At 58.6% G+C, this 22,959-nt stretch carries 24 protein-coding genes; 10 read left to right on the top strand and 14 right to left on the bottom strand.

Features of this window, described 5'->3' with window-relative positions:
• The first annotated feature begins 76 nt into the window (after positions 1 to 76).
• Both ACYG97_RS14435 and ACYG97_RS14430 read left to right on the top strand, forming a co-directional pair.
• Complete coding sequence (locus tag ACYG97_RS14435) at positions 77 to 583, top strand: pyridoxamine 5'-phosphate oxidase family protein (RefSeq protein ID WP_023733194.1); 507 nt, start codon at positions 77 to 79, stop codon at positions 581 to 583.
• Between the two features lie 40 nt (positions 584 to 623).
• The gene (locus ACYG97_RS14430) at positions 624 to 1,223 is read left to right on the top strand and encodes a cupin domain-containing protein (RefSeq protein ID WP_023733193.1); all 600 of its coding nucleotides are present in this window, start codon (positions 624 to 626) and stop codon (positions 1,221 to 1,223) included.
• A 1-nt stretch (position 1,224) separates the two neighbouring features.
• Here the strand turns inward: ACYG97_RS14430 and ACYG97_RS14425 are convergent, their stop codons facing one another.
• The 5 genes from ACYG97_RS14425 to ACYG97_RS14405 all read right to left on the bottom strand — a co-directional run bounded on the left by ACYG97_RS14425 (position 1,225) and on the right by ACYG97_RS14405 (position 4,019).
• Positions 1,225 to 1,521: a SemiSWEET family sugar transporter gene (locus ACYG97_RS14425; RefSeq protein ID WP_023712197.1), complete on the bottom strand. Its 297-nt coding sequence runs from the start codon at positions 1,519 to 1,521 to the stop codon at positions 1,225 to 1,227.
• Between the two features lie 14 nt (positions 1,522 to 1,535).
• Positions 1,536 to 2,102 (bottom strand): hypothetical protein, encoded by a 567-nt coding sequence (locus ACYG97_RS14420; RefSeq protein ID WP_023681147.1) that lies wholly within the window; start codon positions 2,100 to 2,102, stop codon positions 1,536 to 1,538.
• 116 nt (positions 2,103 to 2,218) lie between these two features.
• Positions 2,219 to 2,995, bottom strand: a complete 777-nt coding sequence (gene xth / locus ACYG97_RS14415) for an exodeoxyribonuclease III (RefSeq protein ID WP_023681148.1) — start codon at positions 2,993 to 2,995, stop codon at positions 2,219 to 2,221.
• A 68-nt stretch (positions 2,996 to 3,063) separates the two neighbouring features.
• Positions 3,064 to 3,276 carry a hypothetical protein gene (locus ACYG97_RS14410; protein WP_245259911.1) on the bottom strand — a complete coding sequence of 71 codons (213 nt, stop codon included), beginning with the start codon at positions 3,274 to 3,276 and terminating at the stop codon, positions 3,064 to 3,066.
• Between the two features lie 215 nt (positions 3,277 to 3,491).
• A complete protein-coding gene (locus ACYG97_RS14405; protein WP_023681150.1) occupies positions 3,492 to 4,019 on the bottom strand; it encodes a YciE/YciF ferroxidase family protein in 528 nt (175 codons plus the stop codon).
• 422 nt (positions 4,020 to 4,441) lie between these two features.
• Between ACYG97_RS14405 and ACYG97_RS14400 the strand changes: the two genes are divergently transcribed.
• Positions 4,442 to 5,842: a phospholipase D family protein gene (locus ACYG97_RS14400; protein ID WP_023733192.1), complete on the top strand. Its 1,401-nt coding sequence runs from the start codon at positions 4,442 to 4,444 to the stop codon at positions 5,840 to 5,842.
• Positions 5,843 to 5,933: 91 nt separating this feature from the next.
• Here ACYG97_RS14400 and ACYG97_RS14395 read toward each other — a convergent pair whose 3' ends face one another.
• Both ACYG97_RS14395 and ACYG97_RS14390 read right to left on the bottom strand, forming a co-directional pair.
• On the bottom strand, positions 5,934 to 6,230 hold the full coding sequence (locus tag ACYG97_RS14395) for a hypothetical protein (protein ID WP_023668045.1): 297 nt from the start codon (positions 6,228 to 6,230) through the stop codon (positions 5,934 to 5,936).
• A 73-nt stretch (positions 6,231 to 6,303) separates the two neighbouring features.
• Positions 6,304 to 7,296, bottom strand: a complete 993-nt coding sequence (locus ACYG97_RS14390; RefSeq protein WP_023681152.1) for a YihY/virulence factor BrkB family protein — start codon at positions 7,294 to 7,296, stop codon at positions 6,304 to 6,306.
• A gap of 415 nt (positions 7,297 to 7,711) precedes the next feature.
• Here ACYG97_RS14390 and ACYG97_RS14385 point away from each other — a divergent pair, with 415 nt between their 5' ends.
• Positions 7,712 to 8,005: a hypothetical protein gene (locus tag ACYG97_RS14385; RefSeq protein ID WP_023681153.1), complete on the top strand. Its 294-nt coding sequence runs from the start codon at positions 7,712 to 7,714 to the stop codon at positions 8,003 to 8,005.
• A 164-nt stretch (positions 8,006 to 8,169) separates the two neighbouring features.
• A complete protein-coding gene (gene ligD / locus ACYG97_RS14380; protein WP_023733191.1) occupies positions 8,170 to 10,815 on the top strand; it encodes a DNA ligase D in 2,646 nt (881 codons plus the stop codon).
• Here the strand turns inward: ligD and ACYG97_RS14375 are convergent.
• Together ACYG97_RS14375 and ACYG97_RS14370 are read right to left on the bottom strand one after the other, a co-directional pair.
• Positions 10,795 to 11,679: an alpha/beta fold hydrolase gene (locus tag ACYG97_RS14375; protein ID WP_023733190.1), complete on the bottom strand. Its 885-nt coding sequence runs from the start codon at positions 11,677 to 11,679 to the stop codon at positions 10,795 to 10,797. The two genes, ligD and ACYG97_RS14375, sit on opposite strands and share 21 nt — an antisense overlap.
• Positions 11,680 to 11,860: 181 nt before the next feature.
• Positions 11,861 to 12,331 carry a GFA family protein gene (locus ACYG97_RS14370; protein ID WP_023729497.1) on the bottom strand — a complete coding sequence of 157 codons (471 nt, stop codon included), beginning with the start codon at positions 12,329 to 12,331 and terminating at the stop codon, positions 11,861 to 11,863.
• Between the two features lie 192 nt (positions 12,332 to 12,523).
• Between ACYG97_RS14370 and ACYG97_RS14365 the strand changes: the two genes are divergently transcribed.
• The 3 genes from ACYG97_RS14365 to ACYG97_RS14355 all read left to right on the top strand — a co-directional run bounded on the left by ACYG97_RS14365 (position 12,524) and on the right by ACYG97_RS14355 (position 15,541).
• A complete protein-coding gene (locus ACYG97_RS14365) occupies positions 12,524 to 12,748 on the top strand; it encodes a hypothetical protein (protein ID WP_023668054.1) in 225 nt (74 codons plus the stop codon).
• 284 nt (positions 12,749 to 13,032) lie between these two features.
• Positions 13,033 to 14,526, top strand: a complete 1,494-nt coding sequence (locus ACYG97_RS14360; protein WP_023729496.1) for an alpha,alpha-trehalose-phosphate synthase (UDP-forming) — start codon at positions 13,033 to 13,035, stop codon at positions 14,524 to 14,526.
• A gap of 751 nt (positions 14,527 to 15,277) precedes the next feature.
• Positions 15,278 to 15,541: a hypothetical protein gene (locus ACYG97_RS14355; RefSeq protein WP_023681159.1), complete on the top strand. Its 264-nt coding sequence runs from the start codon at positions 15,278 to 15,280 to the stop codon at positions 15,539 to 15,541.
• A gap of 225 nt (positions 15,542 to 15,766) precedes the next feature.
• Here ACYG97_RS14355 and ACYG97_RS14350 read toward each other — a convergent pair whose 3' ends face one another.
• Both ACYG97_RS14350 and ACYG97_RS14345 read right to left on the bottom strand, forming a co-directional pair.
• Positions 15,767 to 16,057 carry a hypothetical protein gene (locus ACYG97_RS14350; protein WP_031262058.1) on the bottom strand — a complete coding sequence of 97 codons (291 nt, stop codon included), beginning with the start codon at positions 16,055 to 16,057 and terminating at the stop codon, positions 15,767 to 15,769.
• 2 nt (positions 16,058 to 16,059) lie between these two features.
• A complete protein-coding gene (locus ACYG97_RS14345) occupies positions 16,060 to 16,614 on the bottom strand; it encodes a response regulator (protein ID WP_050588792.1) in 555 nt (184 codons plus the stop codon).
• 158 nt (positions 16,615 to 16,772) lie between these two features.
• Between ACYG97_RS14345 and ACYG97_RS14340 the strand changes: the two genes are divergently transcribed.
• Together ACYG97_RS14340 and ACYG97_RS14335 are read left to right on the top strand one after the other, a co-directional pair.
• On the top strand, positions 16,773 to 19,886 hold the full coding sequence (locus ACYG97_RS14340; protein WP_023733189.1) for a CheR family methyltransferase: 3,114 nt from the start codon (positions 16,773 to 16,775) through the stop codon (positions 19,884 to 19,886).
• Positions 19,883 to 20,299, top strand: coding sequence for a response regulator (locus tag ACYG97_RS14335; RefSeq protein WP_023668061.1), 417 nt, complete (start codon positions 19,883 to 19,885; stop codon positions 20,297 to 20,299). The genes ACYG97_RS14340 and ACYG97_RS14335 overlap by 4 nt, the downstream gene beginning before the upstream one ends.
• Positions 20,300 to 20,479: 180 nt before the next feature.
• Here the strand turns inward: ACYG97_RS14335 and ACYG97_RS14330 are convergent, their stop codons facing one another.
• The 3 genes from ACYG97_RS14330 to ACYG97_RS14320 form a co-directional block, all read right to left on the bottom strand.
• Positions 20,480 to 20,725, bottom strand: coding sequence for a hypothetical protein (locus ACYG97_RS14330; protein WP_023687844.1), 246 nt, complete (start codon positions 20,723 to 20,725; stop codon positions 20,480 to 20,482).
• Positions 20,726 to 20,893: 168 nt separating this feature from the next.
• Positions 20,894 to 21,577 (bottom strand): hypothetical protein, encoded by a 684-nt coding sequence (locus ACYG97_RS14325; RefSeq protein ID WP_280804108.1) that lies wholly within the window; start codon positions 21,575 to 21,577, stop codon positions 20,894 to 20,896.
• Between the two features lie 250 nt (positions 21,578 to 21,827).
• A complete protein-coding gene (locus ACYG97_RS14320) occupies positions 21,828 to 22,616 on the bottom strand; it encodes an SDR family NAD(P)-dependent oxidoreductase (protein ID WP_023704634.1) in 789 nt (262 codons plus the stop codon).
• Positions 22,617 to 22,959 lie beyond the last annotated feature (343 nt).

Raw genomic sequence — 22,959 nt, 5'->3', positions numbered from 1 at the left:
GAAGAACCCAGTGAGTTGGAACGTCGTGGCGGGACGTGAGTTGTAAGCGAGGATATTCACCCGCAGGAGGACGCTTATGGCTAACCGCCGAGAGCAGACGGACCTCACGCCCGCCGAGGCAACAGACCGCATCTGGGAACTCGCCGAGGACATCGACGTCTGCATGTTTGTGACCTGGGACGGCGAGTACAATCGAGCCCGTCCGCTATCTGCGCGTGTGGTCCGTGAGGAAAACGCCATATACTTCCTCGTCAATGACGACAGCGCCAAGAGCAAGCAACTGTCGACCTATCCAAAGGTCACATTGGCCTGGAGTGACAACAGCCACTACAAATACGTCACGATGTCAGGCCCGGCCACAGTGACAAATGACAGGGAAAAGATCGCCGAGCTCTGGGAGAAAACTGACTCAGCCTGGTGGGATAATGCCGATGATCCCGAGATTCGTCTGATAACGGTCAAACCCGACGAAGGCGAATTGTGGGACAGCCCGGGGCTAATGATGGCTACCGCAACGATGGTGTTTGCGGCCGTTACCGGCGCCAAGCCGAATGTGGGCGACAACGCAAAGGTCGAGCTCTGAGCGAGCGGCTAAACTAACCTCTGCTTTAGAGGCAGCGTCGATGAGCATTTTGGAAACCAGCAAGAAAGTGATCGAGAACGTCACCGGTTTCGCAAGACCGCGCAAGCAAGCTGTCGCCGGATTTGTGAGGCAGCGAAAGTCGAATGAGTTCTGGTTCAAGGATGATGGACTTGTACCCAATCATCCAGCATGGCCGCTCGTCGTTTATCGAGGCGCCGTCGAATTGCCCGAAGGACTTGATCCAGCAGCCGTCATGGAGGTGCTTTTCGATGCAAACGGATGGGGCGATAGCTGGCGAAACGGCATCTATGATTACGTTCACTATCATTCGCAAATACACGAGGTTCTGGGCATTGCCCGCGGAAATGCTGAAGTCCGGTTTGGGGGCAAGAAAGGACGAACGCTGTCGCTGAAGGCTGGCGACGTCGCGGTCCTCCCGGCAGGCACCGGGCACCAATGTCTCTCGTCATCCGATGACTTTTTGGTTGTCGGCGCGTATCCTCCATTTGGGACTTATGACGAATGTAGGAGCAAGGATCAGCATAGCGATGCGCTCGCAACCATCCCCAAGGTGGGGCGTCCGCGCAAGGATCCTGCATATGGTAGCCAAGGTCCGCTTCTGAAAAGTTGGAAGCGTTAATTTAGTCGTCGGGGTCGAAAGCCTTGGCGACCGCCTCTTTCTCAGCCTGCGGCAGGACTGTCATTGTGAGAATGAACGCTGACAGCAGGAGACAAACGCCATTCGTGATTATGATCGGCCACTCTGCCTTCATGATGCCGAAGGCCAGCCACAAGGCGAACCCCAACACAGTGATGGCATACGTCGGTGCGGAGATGCCGCTTGTCTCTCGTGTCCTGATGATTTTCCAGGCTTGCGGCGTGAAACTGCTCATCGAGCAGACGGTCGCGAGATAGCCGATGAGCGTGACTGTCTGCATGGAAGCGGCCTGCCCTACGTCGCAGATACGCGCTTGAGATCAGATACGCGGACCACGCCGTGCTGGCTGACAAAGGTCAGGGTGGAGTCCGTGCTCTGGCTCTGCGAAACACCGGATATGCGATGGTCGCCTGTGTCATAAATCTCCATCTTTCCATGATCGTCGATGACCAGCCGGCTTCGCTCAGGAAACGCTGCGTAGCGCATATTGTTTTGAGAACCAGCGGCAGACGGGCTCCCAAACTCCTCAGGCCACCATGAGCCGGCGTGGGCCATAGCTGCAGAACGATAGCTCGTGTCGTCGCGTTGTGGCTTGGCGGGATGATCGCGCAGGTAGGCCGAGAGCTCCGCCGCGATAGTGTTGAGCTTCGCCTTGAGGCTGTCATCAAACATGTCGCCGACCATCGTCATGCCGGAGGACCATTGTGACATTCCTCCGAAGTCGACGTGGCTGAACTGGGCCATGGTTCCACCACCACGCCGCAACGCCTCAAGGACAGCCATGACAGCGCCATCAGTGACGCCTTGCTGGCGTGCAAGGCGCGCAATCAGTTCAGCTTCCTTTTGAGTGTTTGTCATCATTGCGTCCTTTGAATCGCTTGGCGCCGGCAGTCCTCATTGTTGACGATAGACATGCGCGGCCAAATGTAATCACGAAGGAGCGCCACCAGGTTCTTCAGGCTCCTTGCCGAGGAAGCTCAATCAAGTTCTATCCAGGCTGGCGCATGATCGCTCGGCTTGTCCCATGCACGCGTTTCGGCATCTACTCCGGCATTCTTCAGGCGATCCAATAGGGATGAACTCAGCAAGAGATGGTCCATCCGGAGCCCGGAACTCCGATCGTACCCGCCGCGGTAGGAGAAGTTCCAATAGGTGTAAATTCCTTTTTCTGGATGAATGCGACGAACCGCATCGAACCAGCCCTGAGCAAGCATTTCGGCGTATGCGCTCCGGCTCTCGGGGTAGTAAACGGCATCGCCAACCCAGCGCCCCGGCACCGCCGCGTCGATCGGGCCTGGAACGACGTTATAGTCGCCGCACAGGATTGTCGGTGAGCTGTCGCCGAGCAGCACCTGGCCATAGGTGATCAAGCGTCGGAACCAGCGAAGTTTGTAGTCGAACTTCGGCCCCGGCGCTGGATTGCCATTGGGCAAATACAGGCAGCCGACAACAAGCCCATTCACATCTGCCTCGATGTAGCGGCTGTGCGAATCGTCGGGATCGCCCGGCAGACCTCGACGACGTTCCAGCGGCTCAATCCCGCGAGCGAGGATTGCCACGCCATTGTAGGACTTCTGTCCGTGCCAGATTGCGCCATAGCCGGCGTTTCTAATCGCGTCGACGGGAAATTTTTCGTCAGAGGTCTTCAGTTCTTGAAGGCAGACGATGTCATAGCCGGTTTCGCCAAGCCACTTGAGAAGCACTGGCAGTCGGCCGTTGACGCCATTGACGTTGAAGGTTGCGATGCGGGTCATCTCGACGATTTAACGTCTTTGCGCCGCTTCGATGCGACATAGAGTCGGTAGCCAAATCTTGCCTTTTGTCATCGTCCATCTGCATTTTTGCTCGAAGCATTGGTGCTTTGACCGGAAGCAGCGGATGTCTTTGCATCTTTGGAATGCGCGGCAATTGCCGGACCCGCGCCGGTAGCTTTCCGCATATCGCCGCTCCCCTTGCCGTCAGTCGATTTCTTGCTCAACAGTCCTGAGAAATATTTTCCAAAGAAGCCCATCCGACTCTCCATCTTGGCGCTCATTCGGCGACTTTGCGGGCCCTGAACTCATCTCTGCGCTGTTCTCGCAGCTGCCGAGGATCGCTGCGCGAACCGCCAAGCGCGCGGCGCCTGACCAGCGCGGCCGAACACTCAAGCAGGAAACATTCCAGTCCTTTGTAGATATGCGTGATCATGTCCTTCATCTCCCGGGACCGCCTCGGCACATGGGTCGCCGAGGCGGTTGGGTAGGCGATCAATCAAGCCGCTTTCCGTTCTGCCGCTCGTTCGTTGACGCCGGCTTCACCGAGGGCAGTCAACGCCTCGTCGGTGGCCTTCTCCTCTTCAAGTGTCGCATTGAGGAGCGCAACCACGTCATCCTTGCCGAGCGTCGTAGCCCAGGCAATCAGGGTTCCATACCTGGCGATCTCGTAGTGCTCCACGGCTTGCGCGGCACCGACGAGCCCTGCATCGAGCGAAGTCGAACCCTTGTACTCCTGAAGGATTTCAGATCCTTCCTCCAGGATGCCGTCGATCGCCGGGCAGGTTTTGCCGCGCGCGGCCGCGCCGAGAATCTCGAAGACCTCCTCCAGACGTTCGACCTGCCCCTCGGTTTCAGCGAGGTGCTTCTCGAATGCTGCCGAAACTTGCTCTTCGGATGCGCCTTTGGCCATCTTCGGCAAGGCTTTCAGAATTTTCTTCTCGGCATAGTAGATGTCTTTGAGGCCATCGAGGAAAAGGTCCTCCAGGTCCTTGTTGTTGCCATTGGCTTTCTTGGCAGTGGGCATTGTGCCGTCTCCTCTGTTGAAAATTGCCCGTCGCGAGCATTTTCTTAACTCGGAAACCCGAACCCGGTTCCGGCATAATGGAGATATCTAAATTTAAAGGGTCCTGCGCTTCAGTGAGAACAACGACCACGTCATTCTCGTCGAAGAGCCGCGGCGGGGTGCACGCCATCGGGCTCCCGCCAACAGTTCACGGTCTGAGGGGCTGGGACTACAGGAGAAGCAAGTTCCGCGGCGGCAGCAGAGCAGTCGGGGCAACGCCTCTCAAGCCTCCTGACCGCTCTGCAGCCGCTTGATTGCTGGCCCTGCTTGCATCCAGCAATTGGGTGATTGGACGCTGCGTATGCAACCAGAATACCTCAGAATGGTTCTAGCTATGATTTGAGCGGGATGGCAGCGAGCGCCGTCCAAAGGTGGCAATTTTTATGGACGTATCACTTTCGCGAACCGCAGACGACAACATCAAGGCCGGCAAGAGCGGCTTGCTGCTTGTCTCGGACAATTATGACGCTTTCGCCGTGCGCGTGCTGGCGGCAAGGAGCGCGGAGCGCAGCCTCGACCTGATGTATTACCTTTGGCATGATGACCACACCGGCCGCTTGCTGCTTCGCGAGGTTTTTCGAGCTGCTGAGCGCGGTGTTCGGGTGCGCATGCTCCTTGACGACGTCAATCCGCGCAAAAATGATGCGGCATATCTGGCGCTGAACCACCATCCAAACATCGAACTGAAGTTGTTCAATCCGAGCGGTATCAGGCGCGGCCGGATCATGCGTGGTGTGGAAGTGCTGTTGCGGCTCTTTGCATTGACGCGACGGATGCACAACAAGGCTTGGATCGTTGACGACAAATTTGCCATTGTCGGCGGTCGGAATGTTGGCGATGCCTATTTCGATGCGGCAGAAACCAATTTCCGGGATCTCGATCTGCTGCTCCTGGGGCCTGCGGTTTGGCAAACCGCGGCGATATTCGATGCCTTCTGGGCTTGCAATGAAGCCAAGCCAATCAAAACCTTGGGATCAGTGGCTGAGCATGAGCATGCCAAATGGCTTGAAGGAAGCGATACCGGCCCCGATCCCAAATTCCTGAACGGCATCGGCAACCGGGGCTCGATCACGGAGTTTATTGCGGCCAGCAACGACGTTCATTGGGTGGATGGCGTGCGGGTCATTTCCGATCCGCCGGAGAAGGTTCGTGGTTGGAGACGTCGCAGCTGGCTTATGAAAGAGCTGCGTCCGATCATCCAATCCACCCGCGGGTGTCTGGAAATTGTGTCGCCCTATTTCATCCCCGGCAAAAGGGGCACAGCGATCTTGCTGGACCTTGTCGGCGCCGGTGTTGACGTTTCGGTTCTGACCAACTCCCTGGCCGCTACCGACGTGGCCGCAGTCCATGGCGCTTACGCAAACTATCGCAAGCGGCTGCTGAGGAATGGCGTCAAAATTTTCGAGCTTCAGCCGTTCAACCGGCGCTCGGCAATCTCGGTGTTTGGCTCGAAGGGCGCCAGTCTGCATACGAAAGCTTTCACCGTCGACGACAATATCGGCTTTGTTGGTTCCTTCAATTTCGATCCACGGTCAGTGTCCTTGAACTCGGAAATGGGCGTGCTGTTTGAGGATCCGAAATTGGTCGCCGAGCTGCGGCATCGATTCCAATCGGAAATATCTCCGGAAACAAGCTATCGGCTCGAACTGAAGCACAATGTTCTGCATTGGCACGGATGCGGCGAAGGCAAGATTCAGGACTATACGCATGAACCAGAAGCCGGATTTTTTCGCCGTATCCTGGCGGTCTTCGTCCGTCACCTCCCGATCGAATCTCAGCTCTAGCATCTGATGATGGCCGAGGACCTCGCGATCTCAGCGAATTGCCCTGCCGGGGATCGCGTGAGCGAAACGTGAAACCCTGATCTACCACGGGTCAGCCAGACCGCATCACACCCGGTTCTTCGACAACCGCGTCGCCAATCCCATGCTGTCCGGCGTCCGGATCACTCGGCAACACGTCGGAAAAATTGACTGTGGCGACCAGGTATCCGGCTTCATCGTAGACCTTGATAGTCGATCCCGATTGCTTGGTTCCTGACCCAGGATCCGCCGCCACCGCTACGCGCGCCATCTCTATTGCTCTCGGACTGGCCATCTCCGCACTCGCTAGCTCTTCCTCGAGAGCGGTAGTCTGGCCGGATACTGTCGTCTCAAAGCGGAATTTTGGCATGGGCAACCTCCTGTTCCTATGCAATTCCGGTGTCCGGGTTGCGTTCCAAAGAAACAGAATTGGTGGGAAGCAGCTAAGATCGCCGCGATGGCCAGACCCGTGTCGCCACGAAGGTCAGCAAACCCGTGATCACAATCCAGGCCTGCACCTCGCGCTGGATGGTTGGCCCAGGGTTCGATGTCTGTCGCGACGGGCTCTCTGCCTCCACTATCGGTTGAAGGTCGGACCGACTGCCGAGACGGACGGAATAGGCCCGCGTGAACTCGGCGCCGAGCAGGAATATCTCAGACGAATAGTAAACCCAAAGCAGCACGACCAGCAGTGCACCCGCCGCGCCATAGGAGGATGCGATCGCGCTGGTTCCGATATACCAGCCAATCAGCGACTTGCCGATGGTGAAGAGCAAAGCGGTCACTGCCGCGCCAATTGCGACATCGCGCCAAGCGAGCGACCGGTCCGGCAGGATCTTGAAGATCGCGGCAAACAGAGCGGAAATCAGCACGAATGATACAATGCCGTTTATCGACGCGAGAATGATCGTGCCGAACGGCAGATGGGCGTTGATGACAGCGCCAAGCGCGGAAATGGCGGCACTCGCCGCCAACGACACAAGCAGTAGAAATCCCAACGCTGCAACCAGACCCAGGCTGGCCGCCCGCGCCCGCACCAATCGCGACACAGACATGGGTGGTGGGTCAATCTTCCAGATTGTGTTGAGCGAAAGCTGCATTTCGCCAAACACCCCGGAGGCTGTCACGAAGAGGGTGACGATGCCCACCAAGGTGGCAAGAGTGCCGGCGGTTCTGTGAGAAGCGCTTTCGATGGTGCTGCGCAGAAGGTCGCCGGTTTGCGATCCCATCACGCCTGCGATTTCGGCCGACAGAGCGAGTTGAGCTGCTTCATGCCCAAAGACAAGTCCAGCAATCGCAACAACGATCAACAAGATCGGGGCCAGGGACGTAACGGCATAGAACGCCATCGCCGCACCGTGGCTGAGGGCATTGTCGTTGATGAATCCGAGGATGCTCTCCTTGCCAAGAACCCAGGCTTCGCGTGCCACCCGCATGGGGAATTCCTTTTACCTCAACGAGCAACCTAGTGCTGTCGGCAACGAAAGCGAGACCTGCCGCCAGTGCGCGAGGCGCGATTGCCGAGACACGCCCGCTTGTCTCTGCACCAACGGCCAGAAATGTTCCATGCGGCGCCGGAACTCGCCGGGCTCGTAATGGTTATCGGTCATCCGATTGGAGTGATCAAAAAATGCCTGATAATGAAAACCATCGCGAGACCGGCGCAACGAAGTACCCGGCTAGAACAGGTCCTGATCCTTCGGATGCGTTCTCTCAGGATGCGGCCGGCAACAAGAAACCCAAGAGTGGGGTCGGTCTGACGCGGCCAGTCAATGAGGTGGATGACAAGACGCACCAATCCGATGGCCAGAACGCCCCGGCGAGGCCGGGCGGCGGAAACACGGTCAAGCCATGAACGTTGCCAATCTTCAGCTTGAAGGGTTGATGATGGCGGTCGCGTCAATCAACAATCTGCTCGTTCACAAAGGTCTGCTGTCAATTGACGAGATCGATACCGCCCTGCGAAAGGCAGAGGCGTCCATGACAAGTGACGAGCGGACCTACGAAGATATGTCACCGGCCAACCGTGACGCGATCTGCTTCCCGATCCGGCTTCTGCAGATCGCAAACAACGCGCAAGGCGAACTGGACATCCCACCATTTCCAGAGCTTGCAAAAATGGTTGGGCAAACCAAGGAACCTTAACGTCAGCGGTGACGACATCACGTGTAATCTCCGTGAATGCCTACATTGACGGCGATGCCACTCTGAAGCGGAAAAGCAGCATCGGCGCCGTCTCGGCTATGAACCGAACCAAATCTCACCCACTGCGTTGAGTTCGGCGTTGCGTCATTAGTCGGGGCACTTCCATGAAAACGGGCGAGCTTTCCACCTACCGGGCCAAAAGGGATTTCGCGAAGACGAAAGAGCCCAGCGGCGAAAGCTCGATTGCGGGTTCGAACCGACTCCGGTTCGTCATCCAAAAACACGCGGCCACGCGGCTGCACTATGATCTTCGCCTCGAGCTTGGCGGGGTCTTCAAATCATGGGCTGTGACCAAAGGTCCATCACTGGATCCTCACGACAAACGACTTGCCGTGGAGGTTGAGGATCACCCGCTGGAGTACGGCGACTTCGAAGGCACGATTCCCCAAGGACAATATGGTGGCGGCACGGTGCAGTTGTGGGATCGCGGATATTGGGAACCGGAAGGCGCCATGTCTCCCGAAAAGGCGTTGGAAAAAGGCGACCTGAAATTCACGCTGCAGGGCAAGCGCCTGCATGGAAGTTTCGTCCTCGTGCGCATGAAGCATGACCGCAATGGCGGGAAGCGGACCAACTGGCTGCTGATCAAACACCGCGACAAATACGCGACAGAGGGCAATGGCGATGCGGTGCTGGCTCAGGATCGATCCGTCGCCTCGGGTCGGAGCATGGAGAGGATTGCAGCGGGGAAGGGGGCAGGTCCGAAGCCGTTCATGATGAAAGGTTCATCGTTGGCCGATGCGGATGCCGTTTGGGACAGCAAGCGCGGCCATGCGGCCGACAAGCGCGCCGCTAGGTCGGCAAAGCCTGCTCCGCGGCCGAAGCGAGCCGGTCCTGCCTCAGCGGCGAAGATGCCCGACTTCATCCCACCACAGCTTTGTGCAACGCTTTCCCGGCCGCCGGCCGGGACGAACTGGGTTCACGAAATCAAGTTTGACGGTTATCGCGTCCAGTTGCGCGTGGAAGACAAGGACATCGCCCTTAAGACCCGCAAGGGTCTTGACTGGACGGAGAAATTTGGCGCCATCGCAAAGGAGGCCGCCAGCCTCCCCAACGTCATCATCGACGGCGAAATCGTAGCGCTTGACGAGAACGGCGCGCCCGATTTTGCCGCACTGCAGGCGGCGCTGTCGGAGCGCCGGACGAAAGACCTGATCTACTTTGCTTTTGACCTGCTCTTCGCAAATGGCGTCGATCTGCGAAAGATGCCTCTCTCACAACGGAAGGAACGTCTGAGCGAGATGCTCGGCGAAGTCGATCGCGGCGCGCAAAATCTCATCCGCTATGTCGAGCACTTCAGCAATGGCGGCGACGCGGTGCTGCGTTCTGCCTGTCGCCTTTCGCTTGAGGGGATTGTCTCCAAAAAGGCCGATGCAACCTATGTTTCGGGGAGGACGGACACCTGGGCAAAATCGAAATGCCGCGCCGGGCATGAGGTGGTCATCGGCGGCTGGTCGACGACCAACGGCAAATTCCGGTCATTGCTCGTCGGCGTCAATCGCGGTGAACATTTCGCCTATATCGGCCGTGTGGGGACCGGATTCAGCGAGGCAAAGGTCAAGCAGCTGATGCCGAGGCTGCAGGAGATGAAAGCCGCGACGTCGCCGTTTACCGGCGATGGCGCACCGAAAAGGAATTCAACCGTCTTCTGGACGAAGCCGGAATTGGTCGCGGAAATCGAGTTCGCCGGCTGGACCGGGGGTGGCAATATCAGGCAGGCCGCCTTCAAAGGCCTGCGTGAAGACAAGCCCGCAAAAGACGTCGAGGCCGAGCGTCCAGCCGATCCTCAAGAGACGCCGATTGCCGACCCTGCCAAGGTGACTGGCAAGACAGGAAAAAGCCCGGTTGTCATGGGCGTCATCATTTCCAAGCCGGACAAGCCGCTTTGGCCGAATGCCGGCGACGGTCAGCCCGTCGACAAGCTCGATCTTGCAGAATATTTCGAGACCGTTGGCCCCTGGATGATCAGACATATCAAAGGTCGTCCCTGTTCACTCGTGCGCGCGCCGGATGGCTACGCCGGCGAGCAGTTTTTCCAGCGCCACGCAATGCCAGGCACATCCAATCTGCTGGAACTGGTGAAAGTCTTCGGCGACCACAAACCGTATCTGCAAATCGACCGCGTCGAGGGTCTGGCCGCGATCGCCCAGATAGGCGGCCTTGAGCTTCACCCCTGGAACTGCCAGCCGGGTCATCCCGAAATACCTGGCCGACTTGTCTTCGACCTTGACCCCGGTCCGGAAGTCCCTTTTGCGAAGGTGGTCGCGGCAGCCAAGGAAATGCGCGATCGTCTCGAAGATCTGGGCTTGGTGAGCTTCTGCAAAACCACGGGCGGCAAAGGCTTGCATGTCGTGACGCCATTGGCGGCCGAACGCAGCAAGACGACATGGGCCGAGGCCAAGGCCTTCGCAAAGGCCGTCTGCATCCAGATGGCGGCAGATAGCCCGGATCTCTACCTCGTCAACATGGCCAAGAAGCTGCGGACATCCCGGATTTTTCTCGACTATCTCAGGAATGATCGCATGGCGACAGCCGTCGCCCCTCTCTCCCCTCGCGCCAGGGAAGGCGCGACTGTATCCATGCCGCTGACTTGGAGTCAGGTGAAGGCGGATCTCGATCCGAAAAAATACACCGTTCGCACGGTCCCGGGCCACCTGAAAAAGACCGTCGCCTGGGCTGACTACGATGATGGCGAACGGTCGATCAGCAGTGCCATCAAACGGATTGGTTCAGCAAAGCTCGCCGCATGACGACGTCGGTTCGCGCAAGAACGCCATGACAGCTGCGGCTACCGCGTCGGCTGCTTCTTCGGCCATATGATGTCCGCTTTCGATCGGTTGGCCCTTCAGTTCGGTGGTCCAGGGTCGCCAAACATCGAGCACGTTGCCGTAGAGTGCCTCAAGGTCATCGCGGGCGGACCAGAGCGCCAAGGTCGGGCACGCGACCCGGCGACCAGCTTTCCTGTCGTCGGCATCGTGCAATTGGTCGATGGCCAGACCTGCCCGATAGTCTTCAAGCATGCCGTGAACAACATTCGGATCGTGGATTGCGTCCTTGTAGTCGACATAGGCCTCAGCCCCCATGGACTCGGCTGAGCCGCCATACCATGCGTCAGGATCGGCCATGATTGCGCGTTCGGGCTTGTCCGGCTGTGCGAAAAAGAACCAATGCCACCAGAGCTTCGCAAAGCGGGCGTCGCAGCGTTCGAGGGCTTCCAGGATAGGGACGCTGTCCATGACGATCAGATGGCTGATCGCCGGCGGGTGATCCATGGCTGTTCGGAACGCTGTGTAGCTGCCGCGGTCATGGCCTGCGATGGCAAACCGGCGAAAGCCGAGATGTCCCATGAGAGCAATGCAGTCCCTGGCCTTGGCACGCTTGGAGGATCCAGCATGGTCCACGGCGTCCGCCGGTACCGAGGACTGGCCAAAGCCCCTCAGATCGGGGCAGACAACTGTGTGGTCGGCGGCGAGAAGTGGGGCTACCCGGTGCCAGGTAACGTGCGTCCGAGGATGGCCATGCAGCAAAAGAAGCGGCGGGCCTGAACCTCCATACCTGACTCGCAGTGAGGACTCGGGCAGATCCACAGTCTCTAGCTTGAATCCTTCAAACATCCGCTTCTTTGTCGTCAGACTGTGAAAACAAGTCCCCCATGTCCATCTTCAACCCACGCCGGTGAAATTGGTTTCGGGCATTTGTCCGTTTGGAGATCTCTCTCATTCCAATGGTTCGGCCGCGTTCCGCCAGCCCTGGCGCTGGCTTGCAGGTACGACGCCCGAGATCCAGCCTCCTGCCTCACCGGTCTCTGGGATTGCCCAGGGCGGGGTCGCGCGCTCGGGTGTAGCCCTCGACGCGAGGCAAACCGTCATCCATCCTGATGAACGGCAGTCGCATTTCCCAATAGGCCTGGGCTTGGGGATGGAACTTCTCGGGCGCGTCCATGAATCCGATCGAGATGTAGAACTCGTTTGGCAAGCCTTCATCGGTGTACCCAATCGAGGTGCCACATTCCGAACAGAAGGAGCGCACGACGCCCCTGGTTTTCGAGAATGTTTTTGGTTTTGGGCCGAGCCAATGGACCTGATCTGGACGATAGCCAATCCAGATCGTCAGTGGGCTGCCGATCGCTCGTCGGCAGTCATCGTCGTGGTCGAAACAAATCCAAAAGGGATCGCCACTGAATTCAGCTGTGATGGCTCCGCAAAAGCAATGCCCTCGATCAATCCGGGCCGGTTTTCTGATCGTCGTTCGGGGTTTGTCGTCCATGGTAATCTTCCGGCCAGCATGGTGGCGTAACGCCGCAGACGGCAAGCAGTTCCTTTGGACGTCACAGAGCCGCAGATGCGCGCAACCGGCGGGCTGCTCGTCAATATCATTTGAGGCAGATCAGGCCTTAATTTGTTGGGAACATTTTTTCAGGTCCGCACTTTGTTCGCCGTCTGACCAAAGGAGGCGACCTTGAAAACACGACGCATCGACAGGGAAAAGATCGAGAGGGCGGATCGAGAAGCCAAGTTGCTGTTGGAAGCGGAGCGGCATGCCAGGGAAGCCAAGACGGCGCGGCTTAGAGAACAGCGACAGTTGTTGGAGGCATCGATAGCGCAGACCCCGCCCGCGCCCGTAGCCGCAAAGCAGCCGCCCCGCCAACGAAAGCCGACGCGCAAGGTAATCGAGGTGGACTGACGGTTTGGTCAGTTGGGGCTTTTGCCAAGGTGGGGAGTTGATATGAGGGGATCCGGCAGCATGAATACCAAAGCGGTAAGTCCGGCCGTCGCCAAAGCGGCTGCTCGGCGTGCTGGATCGGGGTCTCATCACCGGTGCGTCCGACGACGATCCTGCGAGAGCCGCTGAAAAAGGCGCCGAGCGGGCCGAGAATGTGATCCAGCGAGTCCGGCTGGACACTTACGTCGGGAACAATCGCACGCGCGGACCGTTCCCCAAGCGATCTTCACGCTCAGGATTTGCTCTTGTTGCAGCGACCGGATGAAATTTTCAACGAGGCCTCGCAAACGGTTGGTGATCCCCTTGAGCGCGACGCCTTAGGTGGGGAGGCTGAGCTAACTGGCGATCGCGCCATCCCGCGTCGTCTGGTTGTCGTCTCGAACAGGCTGGGGAACATTCGCGATCTGTCGCAAGCCGGCGGACTTGCTGTAGGCATCGGGGATGCGTTGGCCGAGCGTGGAGGCCTGTGGCTAGGAGCAAGCGCCGAGTATCAGGACTACGCCGCGAGCGACGAACCGCTGATCCGCTTGGAACGCGTGGGAAAGATCGAGACGGCTGCGCTTACCCTGCCCTATGAGGAGTATTCGCTCTATTACAATGGCTATGCCAACAGCACGCTGTGGCCGCTTTTTCATTACCGACTCGACCTGGTGAACCACCGGGCAGAGTTTCTACACGCCTACCGGCAGATCAATGCGCGGTTCGCGAAGGCGCTCGCAGGACTGCTGTCGGGCAACGACGACCTGGTGTGGGTTCACGACTACCACCTTATCCCCTTGGCCGCCCAGTTGCGGCGGCTGGGAGTCCGGAATCGGATCGGTTTCTTTCTTCACATACCGTTCCCGCCGCCCGACCTGTTTGTAGCCACGCCCGACCATGAAGAACTCATCGATGACCTGCTTCAATATGACGTCGTGGGGTTCCAGACCGAAACGGACGTGGGGAATTTCCGGCGCTCAGTGCAGGCGGCCAACTCCATTACTTTTGATATCAATGGTTCGGCTGAGATGAACGGCCGCACGGTGTTATCGAGGTGTTTTCCGATAGGCATCGACGTCGATTCAATCGCACGCATGGCCAATGAGGCGGCGGAGGATGTGCAGATCGATTCCATGCGCCGCCAGATTCTGGGCCTCAAGCAAATCATCGGCGTCGATCGGCTGGACTACTCCAAGGGTCTCCCCGGCCGCATGCAGGCTTTCGCTCGTCTTTTGGAAAGGCATCCGGAACACGAGCGAGCGGCAACCTATTTGCAGATTGCGTCGCCGACGCGGGAGGAGGTCAGCGCCTATGCCGACATCCGGGCCCAGCTTGAGGCAACCGCCGGCGCGGTCAACGGAAGATACGCGGATTTGGCTTGGACCCCGATCCGCTACATCCACCGTGCCGTATCACGCTCTCGGCTTGCTGGCCTGTTGCGCGCTAGCCAGGTCGGATTGGTCACGCCCCTGCGTGACGGAATGAACCTCGTCGCCAAGGAATACATAGCCGCGCAGGACGAAGCCGATCCCGGAGTGCTGGTATTGTCGCGCTTTGCAGGTGCGGCCGAAGAACTTGCCGAATCCTTGATCGTGAACCCGTATGCGGTCGACGAGGTTGCCGATGCGATCGCAAAAGCGCTCGCGATGCCGCTTGACGAAAGAATTGCAAGGCATAGTGCACTGCTCAAGCGCATCACGCGCAATGACGCAGCAGAATGGCGGCGGTCATTTCTCGCCACGCTCGCGGGCGAGAACTAGCGCCTGGCATCGATGCCTGAATCCGTCCGTGTGTCACGCGTTCCCACACGGTCATAGCCCGGCCATAACCCGGCTGGCCGGAGCAGTTCGAAAGGCCTTGAAGCTGATCATGTACCTTGTCAGCCCGCATCAGAAACTTTTCGCTCATTGACGGAAGCGCGATAGCCCGCCTCAATCGGTGGACTATCGAAGGCTCCAGGGAACACACCGCCGGTCCGGTCGTTTGGGCTCTGATAGGAGATCTGCGATGACAAGGAACCCCACGCGAAAGGACAGTGATCTCTCTGAACAAGAGGCAATCAAGTTGGCCGAAGCCACCGACGTGTCACCCGGGCAGGCCAAAGAGCTTGCAGCCGAGCACGGCAAAGACGGCGCCAAGAAGGAAGCAAGAAATTACAAGGCGGAGGGCTGACTATGGCGGCCAGTGGATCCGCAAACGACAGAGACGCACGAGCCACTCTCTACGCACAAGGCGTAATGGAAGCCGAGCGTAAAGCGCGGGAAGAGAAAACGGCGCGATTGCGCAAAGCCCGTTTGGCGCGCGAGGAGATCAATCCGCCTGCACCCGAGCGGAAACCGGCAGTGCCGAATGCGCCAAAGCGGGCCGCCAAACCAGGCAGCCGAAAAGGTGGAGAAGATTAGCTTCAGCTTCTTCGGCTGTGCCGGCGGCACGCGTCGGGGAAGGGCAGACCGTGCGGTCGATCTGCACGATAAATTTGTACCTCATCGAACGACACAAAGGAGTCCAGTGATGACGGAGCATGTGTCCCGGAAGGAAGAACAGCGTGGCACCCGAAATGTACTCGGGTGGGGCGTCGTCATTGCGGCTGTGATCTTCGTCGCCCTGCTAGCCTTCTTTGTGTTCATACCCCTTTCAGGCGGATCGTGGCAGACATCGCCAGTAAAGCGCACCCCGGAACAGAACCAAGGCGGCAATGCCCCCGCCGAGACATCACCCGCGCCCGGCGTTAAAAAGAACCCGCAAGAAAATACCGAGATGCCAGGGCAGCAGTGATCGACCTTGGGCTGCGACCCAAGTTGGCCCTGATCTTCCTGATCGTCTCATCGGCGTCATGATGGGATCAGGGCCTTCTGGGCGCAGGAACCGCTGAGCTATTGAGACTGGGGTTTCGCCCACATCGAGCGCAGAAAGATTACCGCAGCAGCATCGGTCTGGCGAACGAGGCGATGACGCCATCGTGGAACTCGAGGCACATCAAGATGCCTAGCTGCAGGCCGTTCAGTTGGGATTTTTCAGCTGCTTTGACAACAGCAGTTGCTGCTGCAGCTCAAGGGCGAGCTTCAACAGCCGTTCAGGTGTTTCCTCTTCCGCGATTTCGTCGAGCAGCGCTGCGAGTGCGTCGCCCTCAACAGGATCGCGGAATGAGTCAGGTTTGGTTTGCGGAGGTTTGGCCACGAGGATTTCTAGCAGGAATGCGGCCGTATTTGCAAGACGAAGCGAAGCGCTCTTGGGGACGGGTACCGTAGCGGGGGCGGTCGACAGGGCGGCCTGCGGCAAACTATCGGACAATCTTAATTCATGATGCCAGACCTGTCGTTGCGGAGCACCTCCTCCATGAGCGTGTTGAGCCATTCGCTCAAGGGAAGGTCATGCCGCGTCGACAACCGCTCCTCCAGCGCCGCCTTCAATGTCCGTTCGACGAGGCGATCGGCCGCCTGTGGGTCGCCCAGCAGCAGCCGCGCGGACAGCCTCAGTTTTGGAAGAGCGCGGAAAACATTGTCTTCACCAAGCGCTGTTGATTGCGCGGCGAGGATCCCGGCAACCGTCCTGAACCCGGCCGGCTTGGAGAGGTTTTGGGTGTATCGGAACCGCTCCGGCAGGGTGATCTGATCGTTTCCGGAGAAGAATACGAACGGGATGCCTCTGTCCGTCAGCTCGTCGGCGAGGGGAAAAACAGTCTCACCGTTGAGGTCGATGTCCAGCACCGCCCCATCCGCTGAATCGATATATCGTCGAGCCCGGCTGACTGACGACACCGGCCCCAAAACGGTCGCCCCACAATCGCTGAAATAAGAGGCAAGTTCGCTTGCCAGCAAGAATTCGTCCTCGACGAGCAGAATTCGCATGCCTAATAACATAGCAGCCCTCCGGGCTTTAAACGGCGGTCGCGTCCATCGGTTCCGTCGCGATCGGCGGTGCGGGATGGGAATTCGACCAGGAACGGTTTACACATTGGATCGAAATCAGCGCTGCCGCGTTGCATTTCACTGAAGCAGGACAATTGATGCAAAAGCTGCCGAGGTTCCCCATAGTCGGTATTGGCGCCTCTGCGGGCGGCATTGCCGCCATGGAGGGATTTTTTCGCGGGATGCCGTCTTCGAGCGGGATGGCGTTCGTGATCGTCACGCATCTTAGCCCCGAACGGGAAAGTCTGCTGCACGAAGTGATTGCGCTTTACACCGGAATTCCGGTTCGTGTCGCTGAAGATGGAATGGGTATCCATCCTGACACCGTCTACGTGATGCCGCACAACGCGATCCTCACCATCGAAAATTCCAGCCTAAAGCTGCGCCAACCGAATTCCGTGTCCAGGGAGCGCAAGCCCATCGATATCTTTTTCAGCGCGCTGGCCGAGGATCAGGGCGAATACGCCGTCGGCGTCGTCCTGTCGGGCGGCGATTCCGACGGTACGTTGGGCATCAAGGCAATCAAGGAGAATGGCGGCCTGACGCTGGCGCAACTCTCCGACGAGTCGGGTCCGAGCAATCCCGACATGCCGCGCAGCGCGATCAGTTCCGGTCTGATCGATATCGCCATCCCAGCCGATGAGATGGGTGCGAAACTCATGGAATTTGCCCACAGCTTTGAACTGCTCGACGAGCTTGAAGCTGACGATGGCAAGGCCAGTGCTTTGAAACTCCGCAAGGGCCAGGAGGAAATCTACGCGATCCTGCGCAGCCATTCGGGACATGATTTCTCGGGCTACAAGGCCAAGACGTTCTTGCGTCGCGTCAGGCGACGCATGCAAATAACGCAGAACACCGCGATCGATGCCTATATAGAGTTGCTTCGTTCAAATGCGGAGGAAGTGCGGTCGCTGTTTCGCGACCTGCTGATCAACGTGACAAATTTCTTCCGCGATACGGACGCTTTCAAGACCCTGGAAGAAACCGTCATCCCCAAACTTTTCGAAGGCAAGGACGCCAACGATACGATCCGCGTCTGGGTGCCCGGCTGCGCAACCGGCGAGGAAGTCTTCTCGATCGGAATGCTGATGCGCGAGCATATGGATACACTTTCGGCTGTGCCGCGCATCCAGATTTTCGCCACGGACATCGATGACGCGGCGTTGGGCATCGCACGTTCGGCGCGCTATCCGGAGTCATTGCTTGCGGGCGTTTCGCCTGAACGTCGCGAACGCTTCTTCAGCAATGACGGCACAAGTTTCATCTTGAGCAAGAGCGTACGTGATCTCTGCATCTTCTCGGCGCACAGCGTCATCCGTGATCCACCCTTCTCGCGCATGGACATGGTGTCGTGCCGGAACCTGCTGATCTATTTCGGCCCCGATGTGCAAAAGCAGGTTATTCCGACCTTCCACTATTCGCTGAAGCCCGGCGGCTATCTGTTCCTTGGCACCTCCGAGAGCATAAGCCAGCATGCCGATCTGTTTGCACCGGTCGACAAGAAACAACGGATATTCAAGGCACGAGAACATACGGCGCCGCCGCGGCTGCCGATCTTGTTGAATGCTGCGCCTGCAAGCAATTTTTCCAGCGCCAATGACACTCATGCCCGCCGCGGCTTGTCTTATTCCCTAAGGCAAACCGTTGAAGCGCAGGTTCTCGAACGCTTCGCTCCGGCTCACGTCGTCGTCAATGGTGATGGAGATGTCGTCTATTACTCGGTCCGAACCGGCAAATATCTCGAGCCGCCGCAAGGGGTGCCGAGCAGACAATTGCTCACAATGGCACGCAGCGGCCTGCGTCTGGAATTGCGCGGCGCTTTGCGGGAAGCCGCCGAGGGCCGGCGCACGGTTGTGCGCGAAGCGATAGCCATTGAAGAAGATGAAGATCGTGTCCAATTCGTCACATTGACGATCGAGCCCTTGACTGATCGCGGCAGCGGCGAGCCGCTGTTTCTCGTCCTGTTCGAGCCGGTGGGCCAGCCGCAGCCGCGGCTGGAGGCTCTAAAGGTTCGACAGCCGGTGGCATCTGGGATTGCTGATTTCGAACGCGAGCTCCGCGATACGCGCGAGCGCCTGCAATCGACGATCGAAGAATATGAGACCGCGTTGGAGGAGTTGAAATCTTCCAATGAGGAACTCGTCTCGGTCAACGAAGAAGCCCAGTCCTCCAATGAGGAGCTCGAGGCCTCCAAGGAAGAAATGCAGTCCCTCAATGAGGAATTGAACACCATCAATGCCGAACTGGTTTCCAAGATCGAGGATCTCGATCGTGCCAACAGCGATCTGAAGAACCTGTTCGAGAGCACACAGATCGCGACTGTTTTTCTCGATACCAAGCTGGTTATCCGCAGCTTCACGCCGGCGGCGTCTTCGTTCTTCAACTTGCTGCCGACCGACATCGGAAGACCGCTGACCGATCTTGCCAGCCGGCTCGATTATCCGCACCTGCGCGACCATATTGCCCAGGTTTTCAGGGCCGGCGAGATGATCGAGCACCAGCTGCCGCGCGATAGCAACGGCATCCACTATCTCGTGCGGCTGATCCCCTACCGCGACAGCGCGCGGAAAATCCAGGGCGTGGTGGTGACCTTTGTCGATGTGACGACCATGGCTGAAGCCGAAGCCCACCAGCGGGTATTGATCTCGGAACTCAACCATCGGGTCAAGAACATGCTGGCTGTTACGGTCAGCATTGCCAGTCAGACCCTGAAAAATGCTCCCTCTTCGGAGGCTTTCGCCGAAGCGCTCATCGGTCGCCTGCGCGCCATGGCCCGGGCCTACGGAGTGCTCTCGCGTGAAAGCTGGAAAGAGGTCTCGGTAGAGGAAATCGTGCGGCAGGAAGTCGAGCCGTTCGGGCTGGAACGCATCAACACCACAGGCGAGGACATTCGGCTCAAGCCTCAGCAGGGCCTGTCGCTTGGCATGGTGATCCATGAACTTGCCACGAATGCTGGAAAATATGGCGCCTTGTCCGTGCCAAACGGCGTGGTGTCCGTGACTTGGTCGGCGTCGGATCACGGTTTTCAGCTCGAATGGTTAGAAAGCGGCGGTCCCGCTGTCATTCCGCCTGAGAAGACGGGATTTGGTCTTTCGCTGGTGAAAGGCGAAATTGAGTATCGGCTTGGCGGAAATTTTGAAACATCTTTCGGTTCCGATGGTTTGAGCTTGCGGATTGAGTTTCCGTTTGATCATCGGGAGAGCGAAACGTGACTGCATCTCGTATCCTTATCGTCGAAGATGAATGGCTGGTCGCGGAGGAGCACCGCGCAATTCTGGAAGAGGCCGGCTTCGCCATCGCCGGGCCAGTGCCGTCCGTTGCTCGCGCGAAAAAGCTGATCGAGAGTGAAGTCATATCTGCCGCGGTCCTGGACATTGGTCTCGGCGGCGAGACCAGCGCTGCCCTTGTCCCTCTTCTAGCGCAACGCGGAATTCCGTTTGTTTTCGTCAGTGGGTACACAACATCCGACATTCCGCAGGATTTGCGTCATCACAAGATGCTGTCAAAACCCGTGTGGGCTGCCGCGCTGGTCGAGGCCGTGCGAAATATGCTCGGTGTTCAACCGACAGCTTTGGCAAGACACCAGGACAGCGGAACGGTGCCAACCCAACGAGAAGCCCGGTAACTGCACAAAGACACTGGTTTTTCATCAGATATGCGACGACATTCGGGTCCAGGCCCGAGACGGCGTCGCCGGCAAGTGCCTGCGATCCGGCCGGCACGATTGGCATGCTCCCGGTCTGGCGTACTCCAGCGCTGGGCGAAACTTCGCCACGGCGCGACGATTGGTCAGGCGATGAGCCTATCAAACAACGGGCAGTTCGCCCTCGGTTTGCCTCGCGTCGAATAGGACGCCAAGGCCGTAAGTGACGGCGCCAGCGGCAATCATCTCTGCCAACGCTGCGCTCGACACCGGGCAATGCGGCATGACCGCCTTGATCGCGAGTTCGGCATTCGCAATCGACACGAAATCGTGCCGTCGCTTACGGGTCTCCAGATATTGTTCGATCAACATCTGCAGTCGCCTTCTTTCTATTTCATCGCCAGCCATTGGTTCCTCCTGTAGACAGTCTGAAAGCCCACCACGCCTAAGGAGCGGTGGCCTTGGCGCCCCTTTTTGAGGACCGTGGACTCTAGTGAGGCGGGCAGCGTTGCTGACCAGGATGTCGAGACTGCCGAGGGGCGTTGCTGCTTCATCGGCCAGCTTTCTGCAAAGGCCTCATTGCGGATATCGCCGGCAAGCCTTTTGACCTGCCGCTTTTATTAGGTCCACCAGTTCGTCGGCGTCTTCCTGTTCTTCGGGGAGGTAGCCGAAAGCAACGTCCGCACGCTCGCGCGCGAATGCAATCGCCGCAGCACGACCAATACCGGAATCGCCGCCGGTTATCAGCGCTTTGCGGCCGGCAAGCCTGCCTGATCCTTTGTAGGTCGTTTCGCCGTGGTCCGGGCGCGGCACCATCTTGCTGGCCAAACCCGGCCACTTCTGTTCCTGTGGCTTGAACGGCGGCTGGTGATATTGCGTCACCGGATTCTGTTTGAGCATCGGGCTCGCAGGGCCTGCTTTAGCAGGCACTGTTCCCGTATCGGCTGACGCCGTGGAAGCATAAGCGGCGAGAATTCCTCCCGCCATGCTTCCGACGACAAGTCTACGCGCTGCGTCTGGTACATTGTCATGCTGGTCGTGGTTCATCATGGGCTCGCTTTGACGGCAGGTGACCGTTACGGAAGTGGCACCTAACCGGCCGTCGACGCGAATGTTCCCTTGTGATTGCAGTGAGTGTCGGTCGCCTTGCCCGTCTTTGCTGTGAGGCCGCGTCACGACTTTGATGCAGCCATCCTGCTTGTCGCGGAACGTCTTGTAGAGATCCGGCCCTGCTTTCAGATCGGCCCGGTGGGTAATCACAAGGAGGGATCGATTGCGCCGCTCTGGACCATGGCCAAAAGAGGTTCGAGGCAGCGTTGCGTATGCGTCTGGCCCATCCGGAAAGCCGGTCTCTTATTCATCGCCGCGCCAGACGGGATGTGATCGATCAGGCCAACACAGACGCCGTGGGGACCGAGATGGTGCCGTCCTTGCGGCAGCGATTGATTACGTCGCGCAGCACATGCGGTCTCTGCGAATGCCAGCCCGTTTGATGGCGCGAAATATTGGCTCAGTCGCTGGACGCCGGCCCCGGCTCGGCCATCCTACGGTGCTGTTCGGCCAAAGTGCCTGCCGGCGTGACATGCGCGGCGGCAACCTGCAGCTTGTTTTTCCAACCGCTGACGACCTGTTCATCACCGGCCATCATCGCCTCGTAACCCGTTTTGGCGACATCGGCCGGATTGTCCTTTTCATCGGTGCCGATCTTGGTATCCATCATTTCAGCGCGCTCGAAGAATCGCGTCTGCGTAGGGCCAGGCATCAGCACGGTGACCGTCACCCCGCTATCTTTCAGCTCATGGCGGAGCGCGATCGAGAAGGAATCGATGAACGCCTTCGTGCCGTTGTAGACGGCCTGGAATGTGCCGGGCATGAAGCCGGCGATCGATCCGGTGAACAGGATGCGCCCGCGACCTCGCCGGGCCATCTTGGCTCCGAGCTCATGCGCCAGATAGACCGTTCCAGTGACATTGGTGTCGATGATCCGGCGGACTTTTCGCCAGTCCTGGTCGACGAAGCCGTTGCCGAGCCCGCGTCCCGCATTGAGAAACAACAGGTCGATATCGCGATCGCCGATCTGGGAGATCAACCGATCGGCGCCCTCGACGGTCGCCAGATCGGCCTCAATGGCTTCGACCGTTACATTGTGGGTCTCAAGTGCCTCTGCCGCCTGCCGGATAGCCGGCTCGTCGGCGGCGATGATCAGGTCGTAACCGTCTTTAGCGCACAGCTTTGCGAGTTCCCTTCCGATGCCACTCGAGGCGCCGGTCACCACAGCGAGTTTGGCGTCCGTCATCATATCCTCCATCTTCGTGCCATCGGAACCACGAGTGGGCACAATTGTTCCGCGGCGTTTGGGCTGGATTGATAGTGCGCTGTCATGACGGTCAGGCGAAGGTCGTCGTCGCGGTCCTCGCGCGCATTCATGGATGGGCCGTTGCGACAAAAACCGTTCTACGCCATGAGAACTCGCGATGGCCTACCTTCAAAAAAGGCCCCCCGAACGCATGGATTGAGTACTCAGAACGGCAATGAGCCTAATCAGTTGAAGTTGGAACAAGTGGCCCGGTTGGAAGTTCGAACCATGCAGCGTTGTTGCCATCCCATGTTGATGCTGCGCGATCGGGTCATCCCCTCAGCCC

The sequence above is a fragment of the Mesorhizobium sp. W067 genome (assembly GCF_054719525.1).
Note: the sequence above shows the minus strand (reverse complement) of the source record. Positions and strands in the feature narration are given on the sequence as shown.

Coding starts and splice junctions, on each gene's coding strand:
- ACYG97_RS14410 (WP_245259911.1), bottom strand. CDS start 3,276: ATGAGCGCCAAGATGGAGAGTCGGATGGGCTTCTTTGGAAAATATTTC.
- ACYG97_RS14385 (WP_023681153.1), top strand. CDS start 7,712: ATGAACGTTGCCAATCTTCAGCTTGAAGGGTTGATGATGGCGGTCGCG.
- ACYG97_RS14355 (WP_023681159.1), top strand. CDS start 15,278: ATGACGGAGCATGTGTCCCGGAAGGAAGAACAGCGTGGCACCCGAAAT.
- ACYG97_RS14375 (WP_023733190.1), bottom strand. CDS start 11,679: ATGTTTGAAGGATTCAAGCTAGAGACTGTGGATCTGCCCGAGTCCTCA.
- ACYG97_RS14320 (WP_023704634.1), bottom strand. CDS start 22,616: ATGATGACGGACGCCAAACTCGCTGTGGTGACCGGCGCCTCGAGTGGC.
- ACYG97_RS14390 (WP_023681152.1), bottom strand. CDS start 7,296: ATGCGGGTGGCACGCGAAGCCTGGGTTCTTGGCAAGGAGAGCATCCTC.
- xth (WP_023681148.1), bottom strand. CDS start 2,995: ATGACCCGCATCGCAACCTTCAACGTCAATGGCGTCAACGGCCGACTG.
- ACYG97_RS14345 (WP_050588792.1), bottom strand. CDS start 16,614: ATGCGAATTCTGCTCGTCGAGGACGAATTCTTGCTGGCAAGCGAACTT.
- ACYG97_RS14400 (WP_023733192.1), top strand. CDS start 4,442: ATGGACGTATCACTTTCGCGAACCGCAGACGACAACATCAAGGCCGGC.
- ACYG97_RS14330 (WP_023687844.1), bottom strand. CDS start 20,725: ATGGCTGGCGATGAAATAGAAAGAAGGCGACTGCAGATGTTGATCGAA.
- ligD (WP_023733191.1), top strand. CDS start 8,170: ATGAAAACGGGCGAGCTTTCCACCTACCGGGCCAAAAGGGATTTCGCG.
- ACYG97_RS14425 (WP_023712197.1), bottom strand. CDS start 1,521: ATGCAGACAGTCACGCTCATCGGCTATCTCGCGACCGTCTGCTCGATG.
- ACYG97_RS14430 (WP_023733193.1), top strand. CDS start 624: ATGAGCATTTTGGAAACCAGCAAGAAAGTGATCGAGAACGTCACCGGT.
- ACYG97_RS14435 (WP_023733194.1), top strand. CDS start 77: ATGGCTAACCGCCGAGAGCAGACGGACCTCACGCCCGCCGAGGCAACA.
- ACYG97_RS14420 (WP_023681147.1), bottom strand. CDS start 2,102: ATGATGACAAACACTCAAAAGGAAGCTGAACTGATTGCGCGCCTTGCA.
- ACYG97_RS14370 (WP_023729497.1), bottom strand. CDS start 12,331: ATGGACGACAAACCCCGAACGACGATCAGAAAACCGGCCCGGATTGAT.
- ACYG97_RS14395 (WP_023668045.1), bottom strand. CDS start 6,230: ATGCCAAAATTCCGCTTTGAGACGACAGTATCCGGCCAGACTACCGCT.
- ACYG97_RS14340 (WP_023733189.1), top strand. CDS start 16,773: ATGCAAAAGCTGCCGAGGTTCCCCATAGTCGGTATTGGCGCCTCTGCG.
- ACYG97_RS14405 (WP_023681150.1), bottom strand. CDS start 4,019: ATGCCCACTGCCAAGAAAGCCAATGGCAACAACAAGGACCTGGAGGAC.